This window comes from Kluyvera genomosp. 3 (genome assembly GCF_011765685.1).
Taxonomy (GTDB): Bacteria; Pseudomonadota; Gammaproteobacteria; order Enterobacterales; family Enterobacteriaceae; genus Kluyvera; species Kluyvera georgiana_A.
In genome coordinates this window covers 2,129,055-2,151,339 of the sequence record NZ_CP050321.1, presented here as the reverse complement: position 1 = coordinate 2,151,339, position 22,285 = coordinate 2,129,055, and the positions used below count along the sequence as shown (strand labels likewise).

The 22,285-nt window shown below is 56.1% G+C and carries 25 protein-coding genes; 3 read left to right on the top strand and 22 right to left on the bottom strand.

All coding sequences use genetic code 11. From position 1 onward, the window contains the following. The first annotated feature begins 45 nt into the window (after positions 1-45). On the top strand, positions 46-1,002 hold the full coding sequence (locus GY169_RS10015) for an AraC family transcriptional regulator (protein ID WP_167575636.1): 957 nt from the start codon (positions 46-48) through the stop codon (positions 1,000-1,002). Positions 1,003-1,018: 16 nt separating this feature from the next. On the opposite strand, the gene GY169_RS10010 is transcribed toward GY169_RS10015, so the two are convergent. Beyond that, positions 1,019-1,642, bottom strand: coding sequence for a hypothetical protein (locus GY169_RS10010; protein WP_167575635.1), 624 nt, complete (start codon positions 1,640-1,642; stop codon positions 1,019-1,021). Positions 1,643-1,883: 241 nt separating this feature from the next. Here GY169_RS10010 and GY169_RS10005 point away from each other — a divergent pair, with 241 nt between their 5' ends. Next, positions 1,884-2,570, top strand: coding sequence for a helix-turn-helix domain-containing protein (locus GY169_RS10005; RefSeq protein ID WP_167575634.1), 687 nt, complete (start codon positions 1,884-1,886; stop codon positions 2,568-2,570). Positions 2,571-2,741: 171 nt separating this feature from the next. Here GY169_RS10005 and GY169_RS10000 read toward each other — a convergent pair whose 3' ends face one another. From GY169_RS10000 to GY169_RS09960, 9 genes are all read right to left on the bottom strand, one after another. Further along, a complete protein-coding gene (locus tag GY169_RS10000; RefSeq protein WP_223882160.1) occupies positions 2,742-3,419 on the bottom strand; it encodes a molecular chaperone in 678 nt (225 codons plus the stop codon). 12 nt (positions 3,420-3,431) lie between these two features. Next, on the bottom strand, positions 3,432-3,950 hold the full coding sequence (locus tag GY169_RS09995) for a fimbrial protein (protein ID WP_223802780.1): 519 nt from the start codon (positions 3,948-3,950) through the stop codon (positions 3,432-3,434). Then, complete coding sequence (locus GY169_RS09990) at positions 3,950-4,483, bottom strand: fimbrial protein (protein WP_167575632.1); 534 nt, start codon at positions 4,481-4,483, stop codon at positions 3,950-3,952. The genes GY169_RS09995 and GY169_RS09990 overlap by 1 nt, the downstream gene beginning before the upstream one ends. Positions 4,484-4,493: 10 nt before the next feature. Next, entirely contained in the window at positions 4,494-5,459 is a 966-nt protein-coding gene (locus GY169_RS09985; protein WP_167575631.1) for a fimbrial protein, read from the bottom strand. Positions 5,460-5,523: 64 nt separating this feature from the next. Further along, positions 5,524-8,139 carry a fimbrial biogenesis usher protein gene (locus GY169_RS09980; protein ID WP_167575630.1) on the bottom strand — a complete coding sequence of 872 codons (2,616 nt, stop codon included), beginning with the start codon at positions 8,137-8,139 and terminating at the stop codon, positions 5,524-5,526. A 24-nt stretch (positions 8,140-8,163) separates the two neighbouring features. Next, positions 8,164-8,871, bottom strand: coding sequence for a fimbria/pilus periplasmic chaperone (locus GY169_RS09975; protein WP_167575629.1), 708 nt, complete (start codon positions 8,869-8,871; stop codon positions 8,164-8,166). A 37-nt stretch (positions 8,872-8,908) separates the two neighbouring features. Further along, the gene (locus tag GY169_RS09970) at positions 8,909-9,493 is read right to left on the bottom strand and encodes a fimbrial protein (RefSeq protein ID WP_223882159.1); all 585 of its coding nucleotides are present in this window, start codon (positions 9,491-9,493) and stop codon (positions 8,909-8,911) included. Between the two features lie 16 nt (positions 9,494-9,509). Then, entirely contained in the window at positions 9,510-10,085 is a 576-nt protein-coding gene (locus GY169_RS09965) for a fimbrial protein (protein WP_167575628.1), read from the bottom strand. A 597-nt stretch (positions 10,086-10,682) separates the two neighbouring features. Beyond that, entirely contained in the window at positions 10,683-10,991 is a 309-nt protein-coding gene (locus GY169_RS09960) for a hypothetical protein (protein ID WP_167575627.1), read from the bottom strand. 398 nt (positions 10,992-11,389) lie between these two features. Between GY169_RS09960 and proX the strand changes: the two genes are divergently transcribed. Then, positions 11,390-12,388 (top strand): glycine betaine/L-proline ABC transporter substrate-binding protein ProX, encoded by a 999-nt coding sequence (proX, locus tag GY169_RS09955; RefSeq protein ID WP_167575626.1) that lies wholly within the window; start codon positions 11,390-11,392, stop codon positions 12,386-12,388. A 43-nt stretch (positions 12,389-12,431) separates the two neighbouring features. Here the strand turns inward: proX and catA are convergent, their stop codons facing one another. The 12 genes from catA to GY169_RS09895 form a co-directional block, all read right to left on the bottom strand. Then, positions 12,432-13,358 (bottom strand): catechol 1,2-dioxygenase, encoded by a 927-nt coding sequence (gene catA / locus GY169_RS09950; protein ID WP_167575625.1) that lies wholly within the window; start codon positions 13,356-13,358, stop codon positions 12,432-12,434. A gap of 35 nt (positions 13,359-13,393) precedes the next feature. Further along, entirely contained in the window at positions 13,394-13,672 is a 279-nt protein-coding gene (catC, locus tag GY169_RS09945; protein ID WP_167575624.1) for a muconolactone Delta-isomerase, read from the bottom strand. Between the two features lie 12 nt (positions 13,673-13,684). Beyond that, positions 13,685-14,797 (bottom strand): muconate/chloromuconate family cycloisomerase, encoded by a 1,113-nt coding sequence (locus GY169_RS09940; RefSeq protein ID WP_167575623.1) that lies wholly within the window; start codon positions 14,795-14,797, stop codon positions 13,685-13,687. Continuing rightward, positions 14,784-16,064 (bottom strand): MFS transporter, encoded by a 1,281-nt coding sequence (locus GY169_RS09935; protein WP_167577276.1) that lies wholly within the window; start codon positions 16,062-16,064, stop codon positions 14,784-14,786. The genes GY169_RS09940 and GY169_RS09935 overlap by 14 nt, the downstream gene beginning before the upstream one ends. Positions 16,065-16,148: 84 nt before the next feature. Next, positions 16,149-16,643 carry a flavin reductase gene (locus tag GY169_RS09930; protein ID WP_167575622.1) on the bottom strand — a complete coding sequence of 165 codons (495 nt, stop codon included), beginning with the start codon at positions 16,641-16,643 and terminating at the stop codon, positions 16,149-16,151. A gap of 10 nt (positions 16,644-16,653) precedes the next feature. Next, positions 16,654-17,586, bottom strand: coding sequence for a PDR/VanB family oxidoreductase (locus tag GY169_RS09925; RefSeq protein WP_167575621.1), 933 nt, complete (start codon positions 17,584-17,586; stop codon positions 16,654-16,656). 10 nt (positions 17,587-17,596) lie between these two features. Further along, positions 17,597-18,331: an SDR family NAD(P)-dependent oxidoreductase gene (locus GY169_RS09920; RefSeq protein ID WP_167575620.1), complete on the bottom strand. Its 735-nt coding sequence runs from the start codon at positions 18,329-18,331 to the stop codon at positions 17,597-17,599. A 10-nt stretch (positions 18,332-18,341) separates the two neighbouring features. Then, complete coding sequence (locus GY169_RS09915) at positions 18,342-18,824, bottom strand: aromatic-ring-hydroxylating dioxygenase subunit beta (RefSeq protein WP_167575619.1); 483 nt, start codon at positions 18,822-18,824, stop codon at positions 18,342-18,344. Beyond that, entirely contained in the window at positions 18,825-20,135 is a 1,311-nt protein-coding gene (locus GY169_RS09910; protein WP_223802793.1) for an aromatic ring-hydroxylating oxygenase subunit alpha, read from the bottom strand. Beyond that, entirely contained in the window at positions 20,125-20,676 is a 552-nt protein-coding gene (locus tag GY169_RS09905; protein WP_167575618.1) for a nuclear transport factor 2 family protein, read from the bottom strand. Before GY169_RS09905 ends, GY169_RS09910 begins: the two co-directional genes overlap by 11 nt. Before the next feature lie 11 nt (positions 20,677-20,687). Then, positions 20,688-21,047 (bottom strand): IacB protein, encoded by a 360-nt coding sequence (locus GY169_RS09900; RefSeq protein ID WP_167575617.1) that lies wholly within the window; start codon positions 21,045-21,047, stop codon positions 20,688-20,690. Positions 21,048-21,068: 21 nt separating this feature from the next. Next, positions 21,069-22,196, bottom strand: coding sequence for an acyl-CoA dehydrogenase family protein (locus tag GY169_RS09895; protein ID WP_167575616.1), 1,128 nt, complete (start codon positions 22,194-22,196; stop codon positions 21,069-21,071). Between the last annotated feature and the right edge of the window lie 89 nt (positions 22,197-22,285).

The following is a 22,285-nucleotide window of genomic DNA, read 5'->3' as shown; positions in this document are numbered from 1 at the left end:
GACATATAATCTCCAATTATTGATAATTCGTCCGGAGTTGCGCCCATGAGCCATCATGCCCCCGATTTAATCAGCGAGCTGCTGCGCGGAATGCGCCTGTCCGGCGTTAAATATCGCCGTATTGAAGCCAGCTCGCCCTTTGGCGTGGCTTTCGGTCGGGCATCAGGCAAAGCGCAGTTTCACTTTGTCAGCCAGGGCCCTGCGCTCTTAAGAACCGAGAGCGGCGCGCGCTTCGAGCTACAGAGCGGCGATGCGCTGTTTATTCCCAACGGCGATGCCCACGCCCTGCTGTCGGATGATCACGCTATCGTGACGCCGCTCGCCGACTTTCCCAGCGAGCCGATTTGCAGTTCAGTGTGCGATATTCACTGCCAGCCCTGCCCCGACGGTGGCAATGTGGTTATATTCAGCGGATGTATGGATTTCGATCTTGGCGGCATGCAGCCGCTGGTGAAAGCGATGCCAGAAGTGATGATGGTGAGCCGACTGATGTCGACCTGGCCGGAAATCCACCCCTTGCTTTCCGCCATGGAGCGTGAAGCACAGGGCCGCCAGGTCGGATTTGCCGGGATCCTTGCCCGTCTCGCGGATGTCGTAGCAGCACTGATTGTCCGTGGCTGGGTGGAAGCAGGCTGCGGCAAAGCCACCGGTTGGATTCAGGTGCTGCGCGATCCACGCCTCAGCCGCGCCATCTACGCGATGCATCAGCAGCCCGGCATCAACTGGAGTGTGGCGGACTTAGCCAAAGAAGCCGGTACTTCGCGCTCGGTGTTCGCTGAACGATTCCTCTCAGCGACCGGCACCACGCCGGCGAAATACCTGGGTGAACTGCGCATGCGGCTGGCGGTACAGTATATCGGCCAGGAGCAACAGGCGATTGAGACCGTGGCGCTCAAACTCGGCTATGGCTCAGTCGCCGCGTTCAGTCGGGCGTTTAAACGCGTTGTCGGGCATTCGCCGGGGGCACTACGCGAAAATAGTGAGGTTGCTCCAGAGGTATAGTTGCTACGCCCGGCCATCATAATACACGTGAGGATAGCTGTTCGTGTTTTACCGTTAATATGGCCGCGCGTGAGTCGCTTGAATTATTTGCATCATGAATGAATAATGCCTTAATAACCGAATAAAAAACCTTACCGTTTCTTATTTCCAACTTGTTCATAACATTTCGTTTGATGGCGCTAATTCTTTTCTCTGAACGACCGGTAATGCGCGTCAATAGTTCAGGCTTTATTCCCATGCTCAACGCCAGTAGAATAAACAGTTCATTATCGGAAAGCGAAAAATAAAGCGACTTCTCTGCTTCGCTATTCACTCCCGGCGAATATATATCAATCAGCATTTCGCTATGGTTATTCTTAATGTTATATACCACCAGCCCACTCGCGCTACGCAGCAGGTAACCGATAATCAGAGGCGAGACAACCTCTGTCAGTACCATGATGTTTTTACAGGAAAAAAGATGTGCATCCCGGGCTAACCGCTGAACTGACAAGGTGATATCCAGGTCGTTGAGAATAACGATGAAATCCAGAGCGACGTGTCCTATTCGACAGACACGCGTCTCTTTTTGAGGCGTGTTAAGAAGTTGCTGAATACCAAAATTCAGAAAAGCGTCATCACTGTAACTGACTACCTTCATATTCTTCCCTCCCCTGGAAATACACTTTATAATTAAAACACTAACGATTATGAAATGTCATTTCAATGTAATTAAAGTCCATAATTGGACTGCGCCATTTTTATTTTAAATATATATTCTCACCGACCACAAAAAGATTAGTCCTGGACTCACGGAAAACGAGAATTATCGTAAAATATCAATCACTCATTCTTCTGACGCATGCTATACTTTACGCATATTATTCACTGAGAAATAAGTCATGTCGCAATCAGATGATTCATCTCGTTCATTGCATGCATTTGAGTTTAGTCAAAAAACGAAACCACTAAAGGCAATTATGGCGCTGCATTCTATTCTGGCGCCGTTTGGTAGCGCATTTACTTTAAATCCCTCTGCCAAAATGTTGCTCAGTAATGATAGAGAAACTGCTTTTATTGTGTTGGTCACCACCGGCTGCTTTTCCGTTAGCCATGCTCAGGTTGATTTGCATATGGCAACGGTGTTCGCGCCAACGGTGGTGGGGCTTATCGACGGCTACAGTCTGTACTACGATGTGCCGGCCAGGCCGCAACACTATATTCGCGCCGAGACCGAATGTACCGGCTGGATTATCCCGCTGGATACCTTCGTCGAGAAGTGTGATGAGTTTAATCTCTGGCATGATATCGCGCGGATCCTCGCTCAGCGCGTAATGGTGATGAGCGCCCGTGACAGCGAAATGGTCGGCAACGATGCCTACAGTAAAATCCGCTCGCTGCTCATGGAGCTGTGGCTTTACCCGGAAGACATTCGACGACAGATTAAAGTCTCTTCTTTTATTCAGCGGCGAACCCGCATCTCCCGCAGCCGAATAATGGACGTACTCGCTGAATTAAAAAAAGGTCACTATATTGAAGTGCAATCTGGCGTTCTGGTTTATATGGATAAATTACCGACCGCGTTCTAATTATGAGTAAACCGAATCCCTTCGGTTAATATCCTTTGAGCTTCTGTTTTTAACGTTTTGCCGGCGAACGTTAAGCCCAGGAATACATTGATCTGAATAACATTATCGAACATATCGACATCGCCCCCTATTACTATTCCAGTCAGCAACAACAGTTCGCCCCCCAGACGATTAGTTCAGCGCCTGTTGCCGCGCGGGCATCACTCGTCCGTAGTCATTGATCGTTTGCCATTGCACCCTGCAGGGACCGTCAACCGGGCAGCCGGATGTCGTTACGCGGCTAAAGGGTGCCACCATCCCGACGTTATTCACCGCAATACCATTGAGTTGAAGATGAAAAAGCGTGACGTAATACGGTGTCGGATTATTGACCTGCACCTGCATTCCGGCGCGTTGCCACGTGAGTTGACGATAGGCGTCCTCTTCGCGTCCCTTCAGTCCCAGCGGGCGAAAGAAGAGTTTCATACGACTACGAATCGCCACCTGAAGTGAATTTGGCGAAGGCTTACCCTGTGTTTGCGGAATGCTGGCCACACTGAGCCAGAACAGACTTTCGCGATCGTCCGGCAGGTCTCCGCCAGTACGTATAATTCGAATTATATTGCTGTGCCCCGCCGCGAGGGGAAACAGCGGTGGCGTGGTCATAAACGGCACATCACGGGTAACCTGGCCCTGCGCATCCAGCACTTTGGACAGCAGCAGAAAACGCTGCTGCGAGGTATTGTTGACCGTAAAAGTGATGCTCGATTTGTCGGCATCGAAGATAAAGCGGGTTCCCTCAACGACCACGCCAGCTTGCGCGTAACAACAGGTGAAAGCCGCTATGCATAATACTATCCAGTTGATCATCAGCATCCTGCCTTATTGCCAGGTCAGCGTGAAAGTGGCCGTGGCATTTGCCGCGCCGCTGGTCACATTATCCGCCGTCGACAAATAGCGGGCGTAAAAGAGAAAGGTGTTATCCGCAAGCGTCGGATCAATCGGATAGGTTGCCGATGCCGTATTCAGCGGTAATCGGCTGTGATCCGCGTTTTGTAGCTCAATACCAATGCCGCTGGCGGCCTCGGCGCCATCCAGTGCCAGCAGTTCCCGATCGGTTCCGTCTGCCGTCCCCGTAAAGGTAAAATCCACCCCGCTGGCAGCAGCACCGCACTTTTGCAAGTCAATCACAAAGGCGACGGGTTGAGAGCCGCTGCCCTTTGCTGAGAATTGTTTGCCGGGAATATCTCCCAACGGCACGCTTTGCGCCTGCGATTGCGGTGCGACAATGCAGGTATTCGCCTGAATCGTACCGCTGACATAGACCTGCCCGTCATGGGCCTGCGCGGCAAAGCTGCTGAGTAGCAACAGCATACCGACAAGAAGAGTACGATTTTTCATTACTGATAACTCAGGTCAAAGTACATCACTGACGACGCGTTACCCGCGGTCACCGGGATCTTCGTCGCCTTGTAGCGCAAGAAGAAGGTCAGCGTATTGTTATCGCCTTCTTGCAAAGGCTGGCTAGCGCTGTCGGTGTTGATCGCCACGCTATTTTTATTCGCATCAAGGATCTCCACGCCCACGCCTGCGGCCATCCCCCCCGCACCCGCGGTATCAGAAAGCGCCAGCAGTTTGCTGTTATCGTTATCCGCCGTACCGCTAAACTTCACCGTTGCGCCGCTGATGCCGCTGCTGCAGTTGTTCAACCGAATCAGCAGGTCAGCCGACGGAGAAACATCACCGACCGACGAAAACAGCGTGCTGGCGAAATTGCCGATATACACCGTCTGCAGCGTATCTGCGGTTTCCACGTCGCAGGTCGACGCAATCACCGTGCCGCTCATATCGATCTCGACGCCATTATCTGAGGCGTGGGCGACAGACATCATCATGCTCATCGCCAACAGCCCGATACTCCCTTTGCTCATCATTCACGCCACCTTAGTTAAAATCGACCACGATATACGCTTGCGCATGGAACACCCCCTGCTGCGGTTTGTTGCCGGTGGCGCTGATGGGGAACACGGTGAAGGGCACCATCGCCGCATAGTTATCCAGTTGGAAAGGGATCGTGCCGGTGTTGGGCGTAATTACGTTGCCGAGAATATCGGTGAACTGCACGGCGATATCTTTATTGTCGGTGGCGATGGCCGAAGGTTCGTTACTGTCCGCCTGCCCCTGAAAGCGAAAACTCAGACTGGCCATCTCGGAGATGCCGCCCGCACACTTAACCGGCACCTGCCTGGCAATCGGGGTAAAGCCTGACGGTTTTTGCCCTTTGGTTTTAAAGTTGCCCGAGGCGATATTGCCAAAGTTGATGGTGATAACCTGGTTACCGTTCACCTCACAGCTTTGCGGCACCGTGATGGAACCGCTAAATGAGATGGTGTAAACCGGCGTACCAAACGGCGAGCTGTTAGTCCGGTTCACATAGACGTTGAACAGATGCGTCTGCGGGATGGTGACGTTGCCAACAAACGGTTTGGCAATTTTAATCTGCAGCGTGATATTGGAATCAGAGACCGGGAAATTACAGCCGTTGGAGACGCAGTTATCCTCCCCCATCCGCGCATAGTTTGTCGGTGCATAGACGTCCCCAGCCACGGCATCCGTTACCCTTAGCGCCCCTTCCAGATAGTCGTTCAGCGACAGGTATTTCCAGTTGCCTGATGTCTCCACCACCGGATAATTCGAGACATAAGAACGATAGGTGTAGTTGCTGGTCTCACCAAATTTCTTCGGGCACACGGCATTCATATGAATATCGCCGGAACGCACCACCTGCGTGGTTTTACCCGCCACGTTAGTATCGGCATTCAGTGACGTCGAGACGTCAAAGTTCTCGTTCTGCGTTGAGCCAGAGGCGTTGGTACAGCTGTCGGACGAGCCGGCGTACGCCGTATTCATCGCGACAACACACATTATGCAGAACGCTATTTTTAAAACGTATTTCATGGTGGTTTCCCAAAAACTAGCGGCAGGTTGCCGTCAGACGGTTAAATTCCGACATCTGGTCTGAAGAAAGCTGGTAATGTGCGGAGCAACGTTTGTCGGCATCTTCCCCCCACTGCACCGTCAACATCCCGGACGACGGCAAGCCGGAGAGATAGACCTGACCGTCATCCCCCACCAGGCTACTGAGCTGGCTATCGTCAAGCGTGACCGTTGAGCCAAACGGCACCGGTTTTTGATTTTTCAGTACCGTAATCAGCGCGCGGGCCCCAACGTGAGCGTTAAAATCAGCGCGCACTAACGCGCCCTGCGTCGGCACCACGTTGACCACCGCATCATCGATATCCACGTTGCTCCCCATTGAGTTGGTATCGAGCGCAACGCGATTCTGCCGATAGGTCGTGGCGTAGGGCACCACCGCGTAGCCGCGCCAGTCAGTTTTAATCCCGGTGGTATTTTCCAGTTCAACGCCCGCCGCGCCTGGCGCTTTCACCAGAATATTGGTGTCTCCCAACGGTTGACTTAACGTGACACCGTCACGATGAACCACCACGCCGCCGCTCATCCCGTAGTTGCGCTGGTGATAGCCGTCGCTGTAGTTGTATCCCGCTTTCAGGTTGCCGTAGGTGCCCTGGTAGTTGAGGCTGGCGTTACCGCTATCGCCGGTGCCGTGGTTCGCGTAGCTTTCCTGGACGTTATAACTGAGGTTGTTTTCAGCCAGCAGCGTACCGTTGACGCCGGCGGTTTGTGACGTTTTGCCGTGACGATCGGTGCTCATGTTGTAGGAAGCATTCAGCGTGTTGGCGGCGTGATACATATCGGCATTGCCGCCGGATAACCATTCGCCCAGCGGTAATGAAAGCGTAAAAGCGTAGACCTGGTCGGCTTCGCTCTCGCCTGGCGAACGGTCATAGTTCCAGGTTAAACCGTAGGAAATATCGTTCCAGGTGCCGTTGTAGCCCACCTGAATTAACCTGTCGGTTTCGTCGGTGTGCCAGTAGCTTTGCTCAGAGCCGGTGACAAACAACGAGCCGTGCTCCCCCACCGTCTGCGAGATGTTGAGCTGAACCTTGCCCTTTTTGGTGTAGTAGAGATTGTAAAAATCGGTCCATTCCGGCTTGTCCTGCTGGCCATCATGATCGTCATCCTGCCAGCTATCGTCGCCGGTATAGCCTTCCATATGCCGATAGGTGGTTTCATCGAGGGTATAAAAGCCCTGCGTCGAATAGCGATAGCCCAGCAGCTGGAAATTAGTCCCCAGGCCGTTTAGCGCCTTGGCATACAGGAAACGGACGGACTGCCCTTCATGCTGGCTGCCGTCGACCAGCGTACTGTTCGCCTGGGTTACATCAACCGATAGCGCCCCGACATCGCCCATATTCAGCCCCAGTCCTAGCGCAAATGCCCGATAATCATCGCTAGCCTGGCTGCCGCCATAGGCGGTGAAGCCCTTTGGCAGCCCCCAAATTAACGTTCCCTGGGCAAAATTCACCTCTTCCTGCTGATCGTTGCTGCTGCGATATTTACCCGCAGTGAGGGCATATTTGATCCGTCCCTCGCGCTGCAGCAGCGGCACCGCCGAATAAGGCACGCTATAGCTGTTTTCGCTGCCGTCGGTTTCCTGTACGGTCACCAGCAGATCGCCGCTGGATGAGGTGGGATAGAGATCGGTAATCGCAAAGGCGCCGGGCGAGACGTAGGTTTGATAAATGACGTAGCCGTTCTGCTTGATAGTGACTTTGGCGTTGCTGCGCGCGATGCCGCGTACCGTCGGTGCAAAGCCCTTCAGACTGTCGGGTAGCATATTATCGTCCGAGACCAACTGCGCGCCGCGAAAGCTCAGTGAATCAAACACATCGGAAGGGGTATAGCTCTCGCCCAGCGTCATTTCGGCTTTTAGCGGGATAATCGTCCGTTCAACATAGGTGCTGATGTGCTCCCATGAATTCTGTGAGCTGCCCTCGCCATGGCTATAGTTCCACGTCGAATAATCGCGCAGACGCCAGGCGCCCAGATTCAGGCCACTTTGCAGATTAAGATAGTCGCTGTCCTGATGGCTGGTGCCGCCGCTGCTGCTACCGGAGAAATCATAGTTCAGCGTCAGGGCGTTAATCCCCTGATCCCACTGCTCCGGCGGAATATAGCCGCGCGCGCTTTGCTTCATACCGGCCTGCGGAATACTGATATCAAGTTTCTGGTGCTCAAAATCAAAGTGGGTGCTGGCATCCGGAATATCGGCAAACGGTACACAGCTGTCTTTCGGCAGCGCTTTCAACGCCGGAAACGCATTTTTATTCAATCCCATCGCTTCCAGCCGGGTAAGGGTGAAACAGGGCGTCAGCCCGGTATCATCCTGGCTTTTTTTATCGGCTTGAAAAGTGACATCTTCGCTCGCGACAAATTGTTGGTTCACCGAGATATCGACGCGATATTTACCCGGTGCCTGCCCGTTGCTATTTTCAAAGCGTGACAGGTCAGCCACCGCCGAACTGTCTCCGGAAAGGAAAGCCGGGTTGAAATAATTGTCCGCGTAGCCCATAGACGGCATGACGCCCAACGCGACCGGCAAAATAACGAGGTAGCGTTGTTTATATTCCAGCCACGCTTGTAGGGTAATACGAATACGGAATGCCATTATTTTGCCGACCTGTCCCGGTAATTATTCCATCACTGCGTTTTGTTTTGGCGTATTTGCCCCATAGTCATTCACCGTCTGGAAGGTAATTTGACCGTGAGCGTTATGAGGGACAGACACCGTGCTTTGCCCCATTGGCGGCACCATGGTGGCCGGCAGCTCGACCGCTCCGTCCATCAGCTGCACCAGCGTGATGTAATAAGGCGTCGGGTTTTTGACGACCAGTTGCGCGCCCGCCTGATGAAAATGCAGGTGGTTCGGGGCGTCAGCCGACTTCATTGCCAGACCCGCCGGACGAATAAACAGCTTGATGCGATTCAGAACCGCAATTTGCAGGGTATTTTTATTCTGTGAATCTTTGCTCGCCGCCGGAATCGCCTTCACGTTCATCCAGTAAAGGCTTTCTCTGTCTTTAGGCAGCGCGTTATCCTGGCCGATAAACATCACCCGGAGCGTATTTTCTTTCTTCGGTTTAATCACAAATAACGGCGGCGTGACGACAAAGTCACTGCTTTTATGGCTATCGGCATTCTCAACCCACGACTGAATTAAAAACACGCCCTTGCTGTCGGTATTATTGACCGACAACGATATCTGCTCGCTGCCCTGCGGATAAATAACGCGAGTGGAGCCCAGAGCAATACCGCCATAATCCGCCGCGTGCGCGAGCGGTGACAGAGAGATAAGCGTTAACGCCGTCAACAGCGCACGGGTACGAGAAATAATGAACATGATTTACCTATAAAAATACGGCCGCCGCAGCGGGAAATTACATGTAGGTCAGCGTGAACCAGGTTTGCGCGTCCGCCTCACCGGGCGTAACATTGGCCGCCGTAGCCCTATATTTGGCGATAAAACTCAACACGTTAGTGTCATCTTTCAACGTGGAAAATCGCTGGGGCTGAGTGTTAGGGATCATCAGATTCCCGGCGCTATCAAAAATGCCAATACCGACATTGCCGGCGCTGCCCGCACCGCTGGTCACCGCCAGAACAGCAGGATCCCTTGCATCCGTCACGCCGTTGAACGCGACGCCAACCTGCTTGCTGATGTTGGTATCGCAATCTTTAAGCACAATGCTGAACGGCTGTGGATGACCCCAGCTACCCGCACCGCTAAAAATGCTGGACCGCACCTGCCCCATTTCCACGGTCTGTGCATCGCTGTTGGTATCCACAACACAGGCCGCTTTCACTACCGCCCCGATAAAATGAACATCGCCACCGGGGACGGTGACAACGTGGTGATGGCCTGCCTGCGCCAGCGACGGCAAACAGACGAGAAACGCCAGCGCAAGGCCTGACGACATCACTTTCATGGCAACCTCCCCAATCGACACTGCCGTCCATGGCATCTAATTCCTGTCGCGATTACTGGTAGGTAACGTTAAAGGTCGCCGTTGCGTCCACGTTACCTGCTGCCAGCGTGCTGTTCGTCGCGATATAGTCAGCGGAGAAGCTCATGGTGTTATCGCCGTCGATGAGCGTCGCCGCTTTGGAGGCTTTGCCGAGATCCAGCGCGGTACCATCGGTGTCGTAAATCTGGATACCCACGCCCTGCGCACCACCCGCGCCCGCAGTGTTATCCAGCACGCTGGAATACCCTGCCGCCGCCGTGCCGTTAAAGGTCACAGACGCCTGTGTTGACACATTGGTATCGCAATCCGTCAGCTTGATGGTGAAGGGGGTTTTTTGGTTGGCAACGTTACCGGCAGCCGGGGTTTCGCCAAACGCGGCAAGGCGAACCTGCCCCATATCCACGGTTTTATTGATCGAGTCTTCCGCTACCGCACAGGCCGCATTCACAACCGACCCGGTAAAGTGTACCGAGCCGCCGGTCACCGTGGTTGGGCCCAGGAGCTCGCTGACATCCGTTGATGCCGCCATCGCGGAGCCCCCAACCATCGTTAATGCCAGCGCCAGTGCTTTAACCGTAAAATTTTTCATTGCTTATTGTCCTTGAACAGTCCAAACGAATATTTCCATGATAATTAAGACAAAAACAGGGAACGTTCCCATTAAATATTAATTAAAACGGTTCGCTGCGTTATTTAAAATGAGGTTATTTTTACCAATACCATCGCTAAAAATAATATTTTGTCTTCAGACCATCCCGATCCGACGCCGCCGATTATCCACAATGCGATTAATGTTTTACAACGTCGTTTTTTTCCGATAGTGGACAGTTATTTTTTGCGCGCAACAGCTTTCATACGAAATAATTGCTATATCACGCTGTTATTAAAGGAAATTAATTCTTTAAAAAATGTTAATTTTTTGTTTTTATACCCATAAGGGAGTACCTGAAATGAATGCATAGAAGGCTAATTATTTGTGCAGAAAGTGCATTTTTTCTACCCACAAAATAATTCCTAAAGTTCCCAAAAGTGCATATTTAATTTATAAAAATGAATATTTCACTTTGGGAAGATACGCTATATTTTATTCCGTTATGACTGACTCATTTCGTGAGTCATTACTTGCGTAGATGAGGCGCTACCTGCATTTCCAGTCATTGAGACAGGCAGCGCCAGGAGAAAAGACTTAAAGATAACTGATGGTCACTTCCTGAAGATGAGGATTCCCCGGCAGCGTACGGCGATCGATTCGGCTGATGACCTTAAATGGCGTACTGGACGTTGTCGACATCGCGACATGCTGTTCATGAATAGCGCCGTCACGGTAGCAGGCAATCTGCAAACCCTGGCCCGATGGCGAGACGTTACAGCCCCCTTCGACCACCTGCCCGATAAAATGAATGGTGCCGGAGTTTGACCGGCTCTGCGCTTGCGCCACACCGGATAACGCCAAGCTTAACAGCGACAGACATACTACAGGTACTATTTTCTTCATACTTCCCCCACTTCCTGTGAGAATGAATCCGCATCATCTACTCTCATTGATGCAGCTCGTTTTGCCTCCTGGCACTCTCATTTTTCATGAGAATCAGGCTAATCACTATAGCGTACGTCCTCATCAGAATTGAATCCGTCATTTGTCGTATTCATAAGCGTTAACATCTAGCCAATACAATTCATTTTAAGAATATCCTTAGCCATATATAAGGGTAAAAAAGAATGCTGAGGAATATTGAGGATTGCATATACGCTTTATTATGTTAGGGTAAGTTATTGTTGCTAACACAACCCGGAGAGATTAATCGTCCTACCATCCTTTATTTCCACCTTTTATCCAAGCGGGAATAATATGCCACCTCTGGCTTAACACGCGAAAATAACAAGGTTATTATTATGCAAACAACAACAACTCTGCGCACCCTCACGCTGGCTGCGTTATTTACCTCCCCCACTCTTTTTGCCGCGGACCTGCCCGGCAAAGGCATTACCGTTCACCCTGTGCAAAGTACCCTACCGGAAGAAACGTTCCAGACCGAGATAATCAACCGCGCGCTGAAGCAGCTAGGCTATGATGTCACTCCGATTGAAGAGGTGGAGTACAACGTCGCCTATACGGCGATTGCGGCCGGTGATGCGACCTTCATGGCCGCCAACTGGCTGCCGATGCAGCAGGATATGTATGACGCCAGCGGCGGCGATCGGAAATTCTACCGTCAGGGTACTTATATTAGTAACGCCGCCCAGGGTTATATGATCGATAAAAAAACTGCAGAGAAATATAACATTACAGATATTTCTCAGCTAAAAGATCCTGAACTCGCGAAATTATTTGATGCCAACGGCGACGGTAAAGCCGATTTAGCCGGCTGTAATCCCGGCTGGGTTTGTGGCTCGGTGATTGATACGCAAATAAAAGCTTATGGGCTCAGTAATACGGTTACACAGAATCAGGGGAATTATGCCGCGATTATTGCTGACACCCTCGCCCGTTATAAAGCAGGCAAGCCGGTGATCTATTATACCTGGACGCCCTATTGGGTCAGTGATGAACTGAAGCCGGGTAAAGATGTGGTCTGGCTAACCGTCCCCTTCTCTGCTAACCCGGGCTCGCTGAAAGATCAGAATACCGAACTGCCGAACGGCAAGAACTACGGTTTTGCGGTCAACAACGAGTACATCGTCGCCAATAAAGCCTGGGCGGAGAAAAACCCCGCCGCGGCGAAACTCTTTGCTATCGCGAAGCTGCCGCTGGCGGACGTCAATGCGCAGAATCAGCTAATGCATAAAGGGGAGTCGACCGCTGCGGATATCCAGCGTCATGTAGACGGCTGGATCCACGCCCACCAGCAGACGTTCGACGGCTGGATAAAGCAGGCGCTGGCAGCGCAGTAAGCAGTCAACGCCCGGCCTCGCCAACGCGGGCCGGGCGGCTTACTTACTCCATCACGCGCGCGCGCTTGATGCGGTTTTCTTCCTCAGCCTGCGCGGATTCCACCAGCGTAAAGTTGAAGCTCACCTCCGTGTGCGGCTGGTGAATATCGCGTTCCTGCGCCAGCTTGTCGTCGGTAATTTTGACCGGATCGGCAATCAGTTCTTCGCGGGTGGCAAAGGCGAAGTCATCCCACAGGTAGGCGTCGCCGTTGAGGTTAATTTGCGTCGTCAGGTGCTTATAACCCGGCGCTGAGACGAAGAAATGCACGTGCGCCGGACGATTACCGTGACGGCCAAGCTGATTCAACAGCTTCTGGGTCGGGCCATCCGGCGGGCAGCCGTAACCGCAAGGGACAATACTGCGCACCGCATAACGTCCGTCCGCCCCGGTTTCCACACGGCGACGCAGGTGATATTCACTCTGTGATTGATCGAAGAATGAATAACCGCCGAGAGTGTTGGCATGCCAGATATCGACAATCGCGCCCGCCACCGGTTGACCTTGAAGATCGGTCACCTGCCCGTGCAGCCACATCGGCTCTCCCGCTTCGCTACCATCATCCATCCGCGCAAACTGTTTGCTCAGCGGCGCGCCAGCGACATACAGCGGCCCCTCGATGGTGCGCGGCGTACCAACATCAAGACCGGCGGCTGCCTCTTTTTCATCGGCGCGCATATCAAGGTAATGCTCCAGCCCCAGTCCGGCGGCCAGCAGCGCCGCTTCTTTGCGCTCGCCCAGTTCATTCAGGTAGTTGACGGCCAGCCAGAACTCTTCGTCGCTGATATCAAACTTCTTGATGGTCTGACACAGGTCGCTCAGCACCTGATGCATAATCGCTTTAAAACGCTCGTTGCCCTGTTCGGCATTTAAGCCGCTGCTGATCGCCAGTAACGATTCCAGTTCGGTCTGTTTTGCGGGATTAACGGACATTGCGTATTCCTCTTCGTAGGGTAAGGGTTGTTGTTTTAATCAATGGCCGACGGGTGTCGGCATAACGGCTGCACGCTGATCGCCATATACGGATAGAGCGGCAGCGCGGTTAAGAGGTCGTGGAGTTCCTGGTTATCGGCCACGTCAAAAATGCTGACGTTGGCGTACAGCCCGGCGACGCGCCAGATATGCAGCCATTTCCCTTCGCGCTGAAGCTGCTGGGAGTAGGCTTTCTCTTTTGCCTTGATCTCATCGGCTTCGGCTTTAGGCAGCGACGAGGGGATATTGACGGTCATTTCAACTTTGAACAGCATCGGGATATCCTTTTAGTGGCGCGCGTAATAACGCAATTTATCGAGGTCAATCTCTATGCCCAGACCCGGCTCCTGCGGCAGCGAAACCTGCCCCTGACGGAAGTCGAGCGGCGTGACCACGATGTCATCTTTCAGCAGCAGCGGGCCGAACATCTCGGTTCCCCATTGCATCCTGACGGTGGACCAGGCGTGCAGCGAGGCCACCGTGCCGACCGTCCCTTCCAGCATGGTGCCGCCGTACAACGCCACGCCCGCTGCCTGCGCGACGTGCGCCAGCTTCAGCGCCTGCGCCGGACCGCCGGCTTTGGCAATCTTCAGCGCATAAGCGCCACTAAAGCCGCCGTGCGCCAGAGCAAAACCGTCGTGGCTGGTTGCCACCGCTTCATCGGCGAGAATCGGCACCTCAAAACGCTGGCTCAGGGCAATCAGCCCCTGCCGGTCCCAGAGCGGGGTTGGCTGTTCAACGAGGTCGATACCGCCGTCCTGTAGCTGGCTCATCCCTTTCACCGCGGTGGTGAAGTCCCACGCCTGGTTGACGTCAACACGAACGCTGACCTCGTCACCGAGCGCCGCTTTAATCGCCAGCGCGTGGCGAATATCGGTTTTGAGATCCCGGGCGCCAATTTTCAGCTTGAAGGTATCGTGCCGCCCTTCCGCCAGCAGCCGTTTGCCCTCTTCAATGTCTTTCTCCGTGTCGCCGCTCGCCAACGTCCACAGCACCGGTAGACGGTCGGTTATCGCCCCGCCGAGCAGCGCGCTGACCGGCAGCCCCAGCAGCTTGCCCTGGGCATCGAGAAACGCGGTTTCCAGTGCCGATTTAGCAAAGGTGTTGCCCTTGACGCTGGCGTTCATTTTCTCTGCCAGCGCCGCCACGCCGTTGAAGGTCTGGCCGCACAGCAGCGGCGACAGGTAGGTTTCAATGGCCGAGCGGATGGCCTCCGGGCTTTCCGCCCCGTAGCTCAGCCCGCCGATGGTGGTGGCTTCGCCCCAGCCGACCACGCCCTGCGCGCACTGCATGCGCACCAGGGTCAGGGTCTGGCAGCCCATGGTGGCCATCGACAGTTTGTGCGGGCGAATGGTGGGAATATCCACCAGCCAGCAGGTCAGTGATTCAATCTTTAACATCCGTTGCTCCTGCATTTTTGTGTTGTAAGGGGGTTGAAGGCAGGCTTCTCAGGGCAATCCATGCCAGCAGCGCGTAGGCCATCAACAGTAAAGAAACCGGCCAGGAGGAATCGACGGCCATCAGCAGCGCCACCGCCAGCATCGGGCCAAGGCCGCCGGAGAAGATAGACCCTACTTCGTGGCCCAGCGCCAGCCCGGAGTAGCGCACCCGCACCGGGAAGAGATCGCTCATGATGCACGGCTGGGTGCCGATCATCGCGCCGTGGCACACCGGCAGACCGAGGAACATCGCCAGCATCACCGCGCCATAGCTGCCGGTGGAGAGCAGCCAGAAGAACGGAAACGCCATCACCAGCAGGCCAATCACGCCGATGTAGTAAACGGGTTTCAGGCCAATCTTGTCCGACAGCGCGCCCCAGAACAGGATCGAGAAAAACTCAATCAGCATCGCCAGCGTCACCGCGCTGATGATCTCCCCGGTGCCAATGCCAATGTGTTTGGCGTAAACCACCGAGAAGGTGAAGAAAATATAGGAAGCCCCGTTTTCCGGCAGCCTCAGGGCAATGGCCTGCAACAGCGCTTTCGGGTGTTCGCGCACCAGCACCAGCAGCGGGATCTTTTCATGCTTCTCTTCCGGCTTCGCCTGAGTGAAAGCTTTGCTCTCGCGAATGTTTTTACGGATATAAACGCCGACCAGGAAGATGACGATGCTCAGCAAGAACGGCACGCGCCAGCCCCAGCTCAGGAAATCGCTTTGCGGCAACTGCTGGACGAGGTAAAAGGCGAAAGCGGAGAGCACAAAGCCGCCGGAGACGCCCATCTGGCTCCACGCGGTATAGAAGCCGCGTCGCGAGGCGGGCGCATTTTCGCTCAGCATCAATACGCCGCCGCCCCACTCGCCGCCGGACGCCACGCCCTGTAAGAAGCGCAGGATGATGAGCGACAGCGGCGCCCAGATGCCTATCTGCGCGTAGGTCGGCAGCAGGCCAATCACAAAGGTCGTCGCCCCCATCAGCGTCAGGGTCATGATCAGCGTCATTTTACGGCTATAGCGATCGCCGAGATGGCCGAACAGGATGCCGCCGAGCGGGCGTGCCAGAAAACCAACCGCAAAGCCGGAAAACGCCAGCAGCGTGCCCTGCAGCGGGTCGCCGCTTACCGGGAAGAACAGCGGGCCAAACACCAGCGCCGCGGCGGTGCCGTAGAGAAAGAAGTCATACCATTCCAGCGCATTACCCAGTACCGACGCGACTACCAGCTTACGCATTTGCTGCGCGTCATGGCGGACGGTCGTTGATGTGACGGCAGTTTCAGAAACGACATTGCTCATCCGGCATTCCCCCTTTCGTTATCAGACTTCCACGTCGCAGCCAATCGTGTGGTAGCGGCGGTTGAAATAGACCAGCCCGCGCGGCTGCTCGCTGATGCGAATGGCCTGCACCCGGCAGTAAAAGACCGAGTGGCTGCCCACTTCGTGGCAGTCGTCAATCAGGCAGTCAAAGCTCGCCACCGCAGAGCTCAGCACCGGCGCGCCGCTGGCCATCACCTGCCAGCTGTCGTGGCAGAAACGCTCTTCAGAGCGCAGGCTGGCGTTGGCGAAAATGCCGGACAGCGCCTGGTGGTCGCTCGACAGCACGTTGACGCACAGCGCGCCGTTTTGCTTGAAGTGCGCGTGGGCGAAGGAGTTGCGGTTCATGCACACCAACAGCGTCGGCGGCTGGTCGGTCACGCTGCAGACGGCGGAGGCGGTAAAGCCAAATTTGCCTGCCGGGCCGTCGGTGGTGATCACGGATACCGCGCTACCCAACTGCGCCATAGCGTTACGAAATTCGGTTTGCAGAGTCATAGTCAGAGCCTCAAAGATCGATAATCAGGCGGGCGCTTTTCGCCCGTGAACAGCACAACAGAATCTGATCGCCGTCGGCTTTCTCGTCGTCGGTCAGGTAGTGGTCGCGGTGATCCGGCTCGCCTTCGAGTACGTCGGTCAGGCAACTGCCGCAGATCCCCTGCTTACAGGAGACGCACACTTTCAGCCCGGCCAGGGCCAGCGCCTCGACAATGGTCTGGTTTGCCGCCACCTGTACGGTAATACCGCTGGCAGCGGCCACCACTTCAAACGGCTGGCCATCGGTGGCAACCTCAGCGCTGAAGCACTCCTGGTGAATCTGTTCCGCCGTGTAACCGTGCGCCGCCGCGCGTTCGCTCACCGCATCCATCAACCGTGCGGGGCCGCAAACGTAGACGTGTGTGCCTTGTGGTACATCGCACAACACCGCATCGAGGTTGATACGCTGCTCATCGCTGAAATGCAGGTGAACCTGCGGCGCGTAGTCCGCCGCTTCCAGATGCGCGACGAACGCCGCCTCAGCGCGCGATTTCGCACAGTAATGCAGGCTGAATGAACGCCCGGCGGCGCGTAATTCCGCCGCCATCGCCAGCATCGGCGTAATACCGATGCCGCCGCCGATCAACAGGCTGTGTTTGGCCTGTCCATCCAGCGTAAACAGGTTGCGCGGCTCGCTGACGCGGACCTCATCCCCTTCGCGCAGGGCGTGCACCGCCAGCGAACCGCCCTGCGACTGGCGATCTTTGAGTACGCCGAGCTGATAGTGAAAGCGTTGCTGAGGGTCGCTGCACAGCGAGTACGGGCGCACCAGATCGTTGTTTAAATGCAGATCGATATGCGCTCCGGCGGTGAACGCGGGCAGCGCGATACCCTCAGCGTGAGCCAGCGTCAGCAGCACCACCTCGCCGCGCAGTTCACGGCGGACAATCTGTAATGTCAGCATCTTCATCCCCTTAGCGCATAAACAGCCCGCCGTTGATGTCCCAGGTGGCCCCGGTGACAAACGACGCCTGTGGCGAAACCAGCAGCGCCACGGCCTGGGCGACAAACTCCGCCTCGCCGAGCTTGCCAACCGGGATCATCTGTAATAACCCCGCCATCTTCTCTTCCGGCACCAGCGCATGAACCGCCGGTGAATCCATCGGCCCAGGAGCGATGGCGTTCACGGTCACGCCGGATTTCGCCAACTCGCGGGCGAAAATTTTGGTCAGCGTCAGAATGCCGCCCTTCGAGGCCGCATAGTGCGCGCCAGAGGCGGTGCCGCCGTTCTGCCCGGCGAGCGACGCCAGATTGATGATGCGGCCATAGCCGCGGCGGGCGAAGTAACGCCCAAGGGTCTGGCAGCCCACAAAGGTGCCGCGCAGGTTGGTGGTCATTACCCGGTCAAACTCTTCCGCCGTAATTTCCATTACCGGCGTCGCCAGCGTCAGCGCGGCGTTATTGACCAGCGCCTGTAGGCTGCCGAAGCGCTCAATGGTGGCCGCCAGCGCGCGCTCAAAAGCGTCCGGCAGGCGAATATCCAGCGCCAATGCCAGCACGCGATCGCTATCCAGACCGGCGGCGGCAGCCTGTGCGCGTTCAGCATCCACATCGGTCAATACCACCTGGAACCCCTGCGCCAGCAGATGGGTGGCAATCACGTTGCCGAGACCGGCGGCAGCGCCGGTCACTAATACGGTTTGCGTCATAAACAGCCCCTCACAGGATGTAGCCGATGCTGTGCAGCACATCGTCGCTGTTGACCAGGCGAATCACCTTCTGGGTAATGCGCCAGCCGCTTTCCTGCGGGCGCAGGTGCCAGGTGATGTCGGCGGCGTAGTGGCGACTGTGGCCCTTGCGGTGTTCCCACAGCGACTGCGCGCCGCGTACCACCACTTCGTTTTCGCTGGCCTCCAGCAGACGAAAGCGCGACAGCGTGCGCAGCGTTCTGGCTCGCGGCGTGGTGGAGATGGACTCGCCGCTATACAGGCGCTTCACGCGCTTGGCGCGCATCTCGTGATCGTCGCAGGCGTAGTTGAGCGTGTTTTTAAAGTCGGTCTCGGTGGGGTCGATCGGCACCACATACAGGCCGTCGCGCTGCCAGAGATCCAGCCAGGCATCAAACTCGCCCTGATCCAGCAGGTCACCTTCGAGGTTGATAACCGCAATGGCGTTAAACAGTACAGATTCAGCGGGCGTCATTTATTCCATCTCCGTCATCAATTTTTTCCACTGCTGGTAGGCCGCGCGCATGCCGGTTTCAGCGCTGACGTCGCTACGCAGACCGTCGTCGGTGCGGTATTCCCCTGCCAGTCCGCGGTTGAGCATGATCCACAGGTCATCCCCGGCGGTGGCCCCGCGCTGCACGCGCTCCCACGCTTCCGAATCGTCCGGCGTACCGAAGCCCATCGGCCCCTGAAAATGTTCGTGCAAACGCAGACGCGCCTGGTTAGCGATTTCCGGCCCGCCGTCCATGGTGATCACCGCATGGTGAATTTCGGTTTCGTTCACCGACACCGGCTGCAATACGCGGAAGAAAGCCATCGAGCAGGCAATATTCGGGAAGATATTGAGGTTGAAGCCGGAGCCGCCGACCGCACGCACGATGCGACGTACCTGATCTTCGTCGTGATCGGCGCGCAGGGCGTCGGCCAGTTCGGTAAAGCGCTCCGGGATCGGCGCATCCAGATTGGCTTCCAGATCCACCAGTTCCGGGATCATCACCATCACGCTATGGCCGTTGCCGAGGTCTTCGACGTAGCCGCTGCCGTCGACAAAGTTGAGCATCTCTTCGGTTTGTTTATCGACCGAGCTTAAGAACGAGCGGTGCACCACCGGGAAGTGGTAGCCATCGGTGGTGTTCTCGAGCTGAATTTTCCAGTTGCCCGGGAAGCGGAAACGGTGCGCCGGGCCGGTTTTGATCGGGTAGCCCGCGCCCTGCTTCATAAACAGATCCATCCACTTCTTCGCCGCGCCGAGGAAATCTTCCAGCGGCTCAATACGATCGTTGAAGGTGGCGAAGATCATCCCCGCGTACTGTTCGGTGCGCAGCGACACCAGCCCCAGCTCGCCCTTTTCCAGCTGGTCGGCATAGCTTTCCGGGTGCGGCACGCCGCGCAGGCTGCCGTCGAGCGCGTAGCCCCAGCCGTGATACGGACAAACAAAGCTGTTGGTTTTGCCGCTGCGATGTTCGCAAACGGTCGCCGCGCGGTGACGGCAGCGGTTGAGCAGCGTGTGAACGGTGCCTTTACGGTCACGGACCACGATCACCGGCTGGGTGCCGATTTCGGTGGTTTTGAAGCTCCCGGTCTCCGGGATTTCGCTGGCATGCGCCACCCAGACCCAGGTTTTGCCAAACACGCGATCCAGCTCGAGATTGAACAATTCTTCCGAGGTGTACAGAGAGGTATGTACACGGTCTTGCTGGACCAGCGCGGCAATCTCGGCTCGGCTTGGCGCGTTGGTCGTCGTGGTATCGATATTCTTTACATTAATGAGGTGGTCACACTGCATGTCCATTCTCCTGCACGTCTGCGACGGTCTGATTTTGCTCCGGCACCGGGAGCAGATCCTCGGCGTGCCAGTGGCTTATGGGTCGGCTAAACAGGTTGCGGGTGGTGAAGTGACGCATCACCATTTCTCCCGCCTCGCGCCGAAAGGTCACATGGAGTTCCGCGGCGTTAAGGTGTGCGCCGCCCGCGCTGAAGGCGGACGTTTGCAGCATCAGCCAGCGACCATGCAGCTCGCCGTCGGCCGTCACGCTCAACGCCTCGGAACAGAGAAAATGCGCGTTCATGGCGAAGTGCGCGGGTTGACGCACGTAGCTCGCCATCATGGCGATAATGGCCGCACGCCCCTGATGACGCCCCAGGCGCTCGGCATAGGGTTCCCCCACGCCTTCCCAGCAGGCATCGACGCTAAACAGCGCACCGATGGCGCGTACGGTGTCGGCATCATCAAGGCGGTCGCACAAGTGCATGTAGTTGCTGATGCACACCCGCGCGGCCTGCTGATCTTCGAGCTGCTGTAGGCGCAGCGCATCCTGAGAAGTCATCGCGCGCTCCGTTAACCCTGAATAATCAGTTCACGCCCGACGCGGGCTTCGATTTTGCAGTACTTCCACAGCTTGCTGCCGCTGTCGCCTACCGGCGTGGTGCGGAACAGATTGCAGACCGCCGCGACGTTTTCCAGCGCTTCGGCATCGGCCAGTACGTAGGTGGTCCACGGCGCGGTAGTCGACGGGCCCACCATCAGCTGGTCGTCATCCATATTGCCGATGACGCGGATCCCCGGCGTCTCCTCCATGCCCTTCATCATCACGCCGAAAGCGGCCCATACCTGTTTGGCTTCCGCCGCGCTGGCGTCAAAAAAGTTCTGATTTACGCCGATGCAAAACAGCACGCGTAGTTTGTTGGTTTGGCTCATCTGTTGCTCCTTAGTTAACAATCACAGGTAACCCGGCAGTGGTTTACCGCCGAAAAAGACCGTGCCCGCATTGAGGTACGAGAGGTCGCCCATAAAGGCGTGTTGAGTAATCACCATCGTGTCGCGAACGTAGCGCTGCAGCGGGCTGGTCATGGTGACGCCGCCCATACCGTTCAGCGCCAGCGCCTGACGCGCCACTTCGGCGGCGACGCGCGTGACGTGCGTGGAAGACAGCCGCAGGGCGTTAATCTGCTCGCAGCTGGCGTCATCGCCCTGCAGCAAACGCTGCCAGACATCGTCTATCGCCTCGTAAAACCAGGCGCGGGCCGAGCGTAAATCCGCTTCACAGCGGGCAATCTGCATTTGCGCCTGCGGGCGGTCGGCCAGTCGTGGCGCGCCGGTCACCGACTGCTGACGATGGGCGATGGCGTAAATTTCATTGAGCGCCGCGCGGGCCACGCCGAGGGCGACAACGGAAAGCACCTGAGTGGCCAGAGATAGCACCGGGTAGCGGTACAGCGGCCCCTCCAGATTCAGCGCGCCGCCACGAATAAAGGTCCACGCCTCGGGGACAAAGACGTCGTCCACCAGCAGGTCGTGACTGCCGGTTCCGGCGAGGCCCACAGTGTCCCACACCGGATCGATCTGCACGCTGTTGCGCGGCAGGACCGCCATGCGCGGCAGCGGTTGTTCGCCGTCCGGCAGAATCCCGACGCCCAGTACCGATGCGCCCATGCTGCCGCTGGCAAAGCTCCAGCGACCGCTCACCCGGTAGCCGCCGTCGGCCTGACGCGCTTTCTGCGTCGGGAAGATGCCGCCCGCGAAGACCACGTCCGGGCCATCGCGGTAGAGTTCAGCCAGCGTCTCCACCGGCAGCGCGCCAAGGTAGAACGGGCTCATGCCAAAGCTTGCCACCCACCCCGCAGAGCCGTCCGCCGTGGCGATTTGTTCAATCAGTTCGCAGAACTGCGCGGGCGTACACTCGTCGCCGCCGTAGATTTTTGGGACCAGTGCGCGATACACGCCGACCTGTTTAAAGCGGGTAATGATGTCGTCAGAAATATGACGTTGATGCTCAAAATCGGCGCTGCGAGTCGCAACCTCGCTCAGCAGCGGTACCAGCGTTTCACGAACGTGTACGGCAGACATGGCTTCCTCCGGAAGGGTTATACGCAGCCGTTCGCAGGGCGAACGCAGCCGCAATGAGTCGAACTCACTGAGTCATCTGGGATAACGAA